8 protein-coding genes are annotated in these 6168 nt (G+C 36.5%); 6 read left to right on the forward strand and 2 right to left on the reverse strand.

Going from position 1 to position 6168, the window contains the following annotated elements; translation table 11 throughout:
- Positions 1-19: 19 nt before the first annotated feature.
- From rpsI to WAK64_RS19465, 4 genes are all read left to right on the forward strand, one after another.
- On the forward strand, positions 20-412 hold the full coding sequence (gene rpsI / locus WAK64_RS19450; protein ID WP_336588667.1) for a 30S ribosomal protein S9: 393 nt from the start codon (positions 20-22) through the stop codon (positions 410-412).
- 320 nt (positions 413-732) lie between these two features.
- The gene (locus WAK64_RS19455; RefSeq protein ID WP_336588668.1) at positions 733-1179 is read left to right on the forward strand and encodes a DUF2521 family protein; all 447 of its coding nucleotides are present in this window, start codon (positions 733-735) and stop codon (positions 1177-1179) included.
- Positions 1180-1253: 74 nt separating this feature from the next.
- Positions 1254-1964: an N-acetylmuramoyl-L-alanine amidase CwlD gene (gene cwlD, locus WAK64_RS19460; RefSeq protein ID WP_336588669.1), complete on the forward strand. Its 711-nt coding sequence runs from the start codon at positions 1254-1256 to the stop codon at positions 1962-1964.
- A gap of 92 nt (positions 1965-2056) precedes the next feature.
- On the forward strand, positions 2057-3115 hold the full coding sequence (locus tag WAK64_RS19465) for an Mrp/NBP35 family ATP-binding protein (protein ID WP_336588670.1): 1059 nt from the start codon (positions 2057-2059) through the stop codon (positions 3113-3115).
- Between the two features lie 158 nt (positions 3116-3273).
- On the opposite strand, the gene gerD is transcribed toward WAK64_RS19465, so the two are convergent.
- Complete coding sequence (gerD, locus tag WAK64_RS19470) at positions 3274-3921, reverse strand: spore germination lipoprotein GerD (RefSeq protein WP_336588677.1); 648 nt, start codon at positions 3919-3921, stop codon at positions 3274-3276.
- 158 nt (positions 3922-4079) lie between these two features.
- Between gerD and WAK64_RS19475 the strand changes: the two genes are divergently transcribed.
- Complete coding sequence (locus WAK64_RS19475) at positions 4080-4682, forward strand: KinB-signaling pathway activation protein (RefSeq protein ID WP_336588671.1); 603 nt, start codon at positions 4080-4082, stop codon at positions 4680-4682.
- 71 nt (positions 4683-4753) lie between these two features.
- On the opposite strand, the gene pdaB is transcribed toward WAK64_RS19475, so the two are convergent.
- Positions 4754-5503: a polysaccharide deacetylase family sporulation protein PdaB gene (gene pdaB / locus WAK64_RS19480; RefSeq protein ID WP_336588672.1), complete on the reverse strand. Its 750-nt coding sequence runs from the start codon at positions 5501-5503 to the stop codon at positions 4754-4756.
- A gap of 133 nt (positions 5504-5636) precedes the next feature.
- Here pdaB and WAK64_RS19485 point away from each other — a divergent pair, with 133 nt between their 5' ends.
- Positions 5637-5900, forward strand: a complete 264-nt coding sequence (locus WAK64_RS19485) for a hypothetical protein (RefSeq protein ID WP_336588673.1) — start codon at positions 5637-5639, stop codon at positions 5898-5900.
- Positions 5901-6168 lie beyond the last annotated feature (268 nt).

A 6168-nucleotide genomic window follows, 5' to 3' on the forward strand; every position in this document is an offset into this window, starting at 1 on the left:
ATTAGAGGAGGACATTATCTTGGCACAAGTTCAATATTATGGCACAGGCCGTCGTAAGAGCTCAGTTGCTCGTGTACGTTTAGTACCAGGCGAAGGTCGTATTGTTATCAATGATCGTGATGTAGAAAGCTATATTCCATTCGCAGCTTTACGCGAAGTAATTAAACAACCACTAAACGTTACTGAAACTCTAGGTAGCTACGATGTATTAGTAAACGTACATGGTGGTGGATATACTGGTCAAGCTGGCGCTATTCGCCACGGTATCGCTCGTGCGTTACTTCAAGTTGACCCTGAATTCCGTACTCCATTAAAACGCGCTGGATTGTTAACGCGTGACGCTCGTATGAAAGAACGTAAGAAATACGGTCTTAAAGGCGCTCGTCGTGCACCACAATTCTCAAAACGTTAATTTATACACGTTTGGAAAAGCCCAACCATTTTGGTTGGGTTTTTTTGTGCTCAAGAGCTTAGTCATTTAATAAAAACAGAGTAGTAAAGAAGCTCGCTCTGTATAAACAGGTAAGTATAAATGCAACTTTCGCTCTCTTCTTCTTCATTTTATCCATTCATAAGCATTAAAGAGATGACCGTGAAAGGGATTTTTCCTATAGCTTGGTTCCATAAATAAATGGGTCTCCCTATTTTCCGAATATGGGTAAGGGTGATAGCATTTTCCTAGGATTACATTGGGGTTGTTGTAGGAAAATACTTTCAAGGGAGTGAATACAAATGAACGTGATAACGACATTTAATGCGAAAAGAAGAGAAAAACAAATAAAATATGAACGTCGACTATTAAAGGAAATTTCTATAAAGTTGTTATCAGAGAGTGTAAGGAAGTACTTTGGTACGCTCAAAGTCCAAGGGGGCCTTTTCATGCAAGAAGGGTTTGATGAAGCCTGCTATGATGTTGCTATTGAATCCTATTTGTTGGGTGGGAAGCTTAGTCGTCTTGGAAAGAGTGGAGAGAGTATAGAAAGAATTAAAAGTACGGTAGCAACTGAGCTAAAACATTTAACTGATACAATATATAATTTTTGGTTATATTGGGCAGAAGTTGGGGTTGCCAATCCAGTTGATGAATCCTTTTACTTTGCTTGCGAACAGTTTGTGGATAATTGGTGGAATGAGGGCTTTCAAAAAGGGATACAACGTTATAAACTACGATTGCATTAAAGGGTTGTTTTGATGTTCTAAATTCATGCCTTGTCCCATATCTTTTGTATAGAGATAGGGAGGTGGCGTGTCCGATGTTTCGAAAACTCAAGATTATTGGCTTCTTTGGTGCAGCGATTGTATTATTTTTGCTTTTTCAACTGACTATATTAGATGATAACTCGTGGAAGTCATGGAATTTACCCTTATCAGGGAAAATCATTTATTTAGATGCCGGGCATGGTGGTCCTGATGGGGGGGCTTCAGACCGTGAAGCAGTAGAAAAAGAAATTGCGTTAGAGGTTACATTGAAACTTCGAGAGTATCTTCAAGAACAGGGTGCGCTTGTTTTACTAACAAGAGAGGAAGATACAGATTTAGCAGAAGAAGGAACGAAAGGATATAGTCGGAGAAAGACAGAAGATTTAAAGAAAAGACTGGAGCTTATTAATAATTCAGAAGCGGATTTGTTTATTAGCATTCATTTAAATGCGATTGAGTCGTCAAGGTGGAGTGGGGCTCAGACGTTTTATTCTCCTCGTTATAAAGAAAATGAACGGTTAGCTAAGTTTATACAAGCTGAATTTATTCGAAATTTAGAAAATACAAAGCGCGAAGCAAAAGTGATTTCAAATGTTTTTATTTTAAAACATGCTAAAAAGCCAGGGTCACTAGTAGAGATTGGATTTTTATCGAATCCTGAGGAAAAGCAAAAATTAATGGATGATGAGTATCAAGAAAGTGTTGCTGCATCCATTTATGAAGGGGTTCTTAGATATTTTACAAATGAAGCTGATTTGGACTAAACCGGTCAGCTTTTTCCTTTGCTTTTAAAAAAGTGAAATATGTTATACTGAGAGAAGATGAAACCGAATACATACTTAGGGAGGCAAGTAAAATGTTGACAGAGCAAATTGTACAAAATGTACTATCCAAAATGGAAGATCCTTTTTTACATAAAAGTCTTAAAGATACGAATGGTATTGTAGAAATAAAAATAAAGCAAGAAAAAAACCATGTGAGTGTGAAAGTGGCCATTGCGAAAACAGGAACTCCCGAGCAGCTTTCATTGCAGCAGGAGATTGTGAAACACTTGAAAGCCGCAGGTGCAGAAACGGTAGGAATTCGCTTTACGGATCTAGACCCGGCAGAGCTTGATAAACATAGGGGGGGTCAATTAGAAAGCGATGGTGGCAATTTATTGTCTCCTAATAGTAAAACAACGTTTATAGCGATAGCAAGCGGTAAAGGTGGCGTAGGGAAGTCGACTGTATCTGTCAATTTGGCGGTATCTCTTGCAAGACTTGGGAAAAAAGTAGGCTTAATTGATGCGGATATTTATGGATTTAGTGTTCCTGATATGATGGGAATCGTTAAACGTCCTGTTGTACGCGGAGAACGTATCATCCCAGTGGAACGTCTAGGAGTAAAAGTCATTTCGATGGGCTTTTTTGTTGAAGACAATGCTCCTGTCATATGGAGAGGCCCTATGTTAGGGAAAATGTTAAACAACTTTTTTAGTGAGGTAGAATGGGGAGATTTAGATTACTTATTGTTAGATTTACCTCCTGGTACTGGTGATGTGGCATTAGATGTCCACACAATGCTTCCAAGCTGTAAAGAGATCATTGTCACTACACCACACCCTACTGCTGCGTTTGTAGCGGCTAGAGCAGGAGCAATGGCTCTTCAAACAGAACACTCCATTTTAGGTGTTGTTGAAAATATGTCTTATTTTGAAAGTAAAAAGACAGGTGAGAAGGAATTTGTTTTTGGTCAAGGTGGGGGAGAAAAGCTAGCAGATGAATTGCAAACGGAGCTATTAGGAAAGCTACCACTCCAACAGCCTGATTGGGATGAGGATGATTTTGCTCCTTCTATATATGCAGAGGAACATCAACTCGGTCAAATATATAAAGGCATTGCTGAAAACGTTATTGGATTATTATCAAAATAAGGAGAGAGCTGGTTTATTTTAATGTAAACCAGCTCTTTTCAATTTCTTATTTAGTTATTTTGATTTCGACCTGTATTTGTTTTTCTTTTTTGAGTGAATGATCGATGTGGGAAGTTGTTCATCTTTTTGTTCTCGATGGTGAAAAGGCTAAATCTATCTTATCCACCCTCTTCTCCGCCGCCTTCTTCTCCACCGCCCTCTTCTCCACCTTCACTCTCCTCTTCACTTTTTTCTGAGTCCTTTTCAGAACTCTCCTCCCCACTACTTTTTCCTTCTTCTGCTGCTTTCATTAAAACATTTTGAAGTTTCATCTGAAAGAGCGGGCTTTCAATCGTTTCCGTGATAACTGTTTGAAGATGTTCTCTATACTCTTTACTTTTTAAGGATTCTTGAATTTCTTTTTGTAATTCAGGATCTTTAAATAAATCCATCATCATTCCTTGGTATTCAGGATCCTTCATTAACTTCTTAAGAAGTTCTTCATTTTCGGTTTTCATACTCTGTGCCATGGCTTCTGCAAACTTTGGATCCTCAAAAGAAGTTTTCCAAAACTCCTTTCCGCTTTCAGAGGTTAAAGTTTCAGATATTGTTTTCGTTACAATGCTTTCGTCCATAATAAGCTCTTGCTTAATTTTGTCATCTGCAATAACATCTTGAATGGCTTTTTTTCCATCATCTGTTTTTAATATGTCAACAACCATTTTCTTTGTTTCTTCATAGTCCATTTGTCCACTACTCTCTTCTCCTCCTGAACAAGCAGACAGGACAATAAGCAATAGGAGGAGAAGAGGAAAGGATTTATACATCATAAAATCTGCTCCTTTCGCATGTGCATTTATCCCTATCTTTAATATGAGAAATATGACAATTTATATACGCCATAATACTATTCCTAGATTTTTATTAATGCCATTGGTAAAATCAAAAGAGCGTTAAGATTAACTATGTAAGGAGAATAAAAAGAATGACCATCCGAAATTGGATTAAATTTTTCTTTTCTACTCTAGTAGTAGGGGGAGTTGTAACGGGAATTTTAGGGTTTATTATTCGTTGGGATGAATTTTCAAACTGGTTTTATGATATGGACTTTTCGCAAATTATTCCTGCTTTTATTTGGTTGGTTGGGGTAGGTTTTACCTTCAGTGTTATTAGTCAAATGGGTTTCTTTGCTTATTTAACTATTCATCAGTTTGGCGTAAGCTTCTTCCGTTCTTCATCATTATGGAATAGTGTGCAACTTGTCATTATTGCTTTAGTTTTGTTCGACCTAATCTATTTTCGCTTTCAAAAATTTGCTGCAGCTGGAGAGAGTCTCGTTAGCTATGTTCTATTAGCAATTGGTTTATTAGGTTACGGAGTGATTGTAGCATTAATTAAGTCACGCCAATCAAAAAGCAATACTTTTGTGTCTGCCTTATTTTTTATGATTGTTGTAACGGTTTTAGAATGGTTACCTGTCTTAACAACAAATGAGAAGAGCTGGCTTTATTTAATGCTCTTTACACTTTTAGCATGTAACACTTATCAGTTATTGATGCTTCCGAAGTATAATCAGCGGCAAGGGTAATAAGAATAAAGGTATACGTAGAAAGAGTGAGTGGCTAGGATAAGTAGCCCTCACTCTTTTTGTGGGTAAAACTAAGGAACTAGCTTTGTTCGTACCTCACCATTTGCTATGAGCTCTGAAATAGTGACAAAGTTTCCTTTTGCTTTTAAAGATTGGATAATGTCAGGCAAAGCTTCTTTTGTTTGTTTAGCTGAATCAGAAGCATGGAATAATAAAATGTCACCTTCAGAAGCAGGCTTCGCATTGGCAACAATCTTTTCAGTACCTGGATTTGTCCAATCATGAGAATTGACACTCCAGTGCACGACTGTATACCCAAGAGATTCAGCGATGTTTATTACTTCCTTATTAAAATCCCCTGTAGGTGCCCGCACAAGTTTAATGTTATCAATTTTAAGTTTATTAAATACTTCAATTGCCTTTGAAAGGTCATTACGAATCTCTTGACCCTCTAGTTCTGCGTAATTAACGTAGTTGTATCCAAGTATTCCGATTTCGTATCCAAGTTCATGTATTTCTTTTGTCAAATCAGGGTGGCTTTCTGCCCAGGAACCAGATAAAAAGAAAGTAGCGGATTTTACATTCAACCTTTTAAGTTCCGTTAAAATAGGTTTTGCTTTCTCATCGCCCCAACCAATGTTAAAGGTTAGTGCAATCCCTTTTTCTCCCTTAAAAATAGCTCTTGGCCCTTCTTTTGTTGAGAATGCTGGAAAGGAATTCGTGCTTTGAGTATAAAATAGCACAGCAGTAAAAAAAGAAATAATTATAATTAAAGAAATAAATTTTAGTCGCTTAACATTCCAGACATGAAATTGAATCATAAAGAAAACCCCCTTCAAAAATAGTCCTGTTACATTTTATGCACGCCTGTCCTGAAAATATGATTTAAAAAATGTTTATAAATCCTTTCTAATTGGAAAAAACTACTCCTACTAATAAAAAGAGGTGATTCTAATGATGGGTATAATTATTCGAGAAGAGGAAAAAAAAGAAATTCAATTTTTATTAAGAAGAGAAATGGATGAAATCATTCTGGATATGGATGATGAAAGGATTGATGGGGTTGTAAAACGTGCCATGCAAGAAAGATATAAGATCTTATTATCACTGTTTAAACGTGTTGCTTCTACTCAAGCAGAAATTATGAAATATATTGTCATCCCTAAAGGAAAAAAGAGCTCCTCTTTAGAATTTAAGCAAAATGAAAAGTTTTTTTAATAATACTATTGACGATAAAATACTTATTTGTTATATTAATAAACGTCGCTGATGCGGCAAAGATTGGATGAAATAACACAAAAAAACTTATTGACTTTTAAGTTTCACGGTGTTATGATAATAAAGTCGCTCGATTGAAGCGATAATTGAACTTTGAAAACTGAAAAGACGAAACGTCAACGTTAATTCTAAATGTAAGAACTTAGTTCTTACACAAAACATGAGCAAGTCAAACTACTTTTATGGAGAGTTTGATCCTGGCTCAGGA

It is taken from the genome of Bacillus spongiae (genome assembly GCF_037120725.1).
Classification (GTDB): domain Bacteria; phylum Bacillota; class Bacilli; order Bacillales; family Bacillaceae_K; genus Bacillus_CI; species Bacillus_CI spongiae.

Coding starts and splice junctions, on each gene's coding strand:
- WAK64_RS19455 (WP_336588668.1), top strand. CDS start 733: ATGAACGTGATAACGACATTTAATGCGAAAAGAAGAGAAAAACAAATA.
- cwlD (WP_336588669.1), top strand. CDS start 1,254: ATGTTTCGAAAACTCAAGATTATTGGCTTCTTTGGTGCAGCGATTGTA.
- WAK64_RS19465 (WP_336588670.1), top strand. CDS start 2,057: ATGTTGACAGAGCAAATTGTACAAAATGTACTATCCAAAATGGAAGAT.
- gerD (WP_336588677.1), bottom strand. CDS start 3,921: ATGTATAAATCCTTTCCTCTTCTCCTCCTATTGCTTATTGTCCTGTCT.
- WAK64_RS19475 (WP_336588671.1), top strand. CDS start 4,080: ATGACCATCCGAAATTGGATTAAATTTTTCTTTTCTACTCTAGTAGTA.
- pdaB (WP_336588672.1), bottom strand. CDS start 5,503: ATGATTCAATTTCATGTCTGGAATGTTAAGCGACTAAAATTTATTTCT.
- WAK64_RS19485 (WP_336588673.1), top strand. CDS start 5,637: ATGATGGGTATAATTATTCGAGAAGAGGAAAAAAAAGAAATTCAATTT.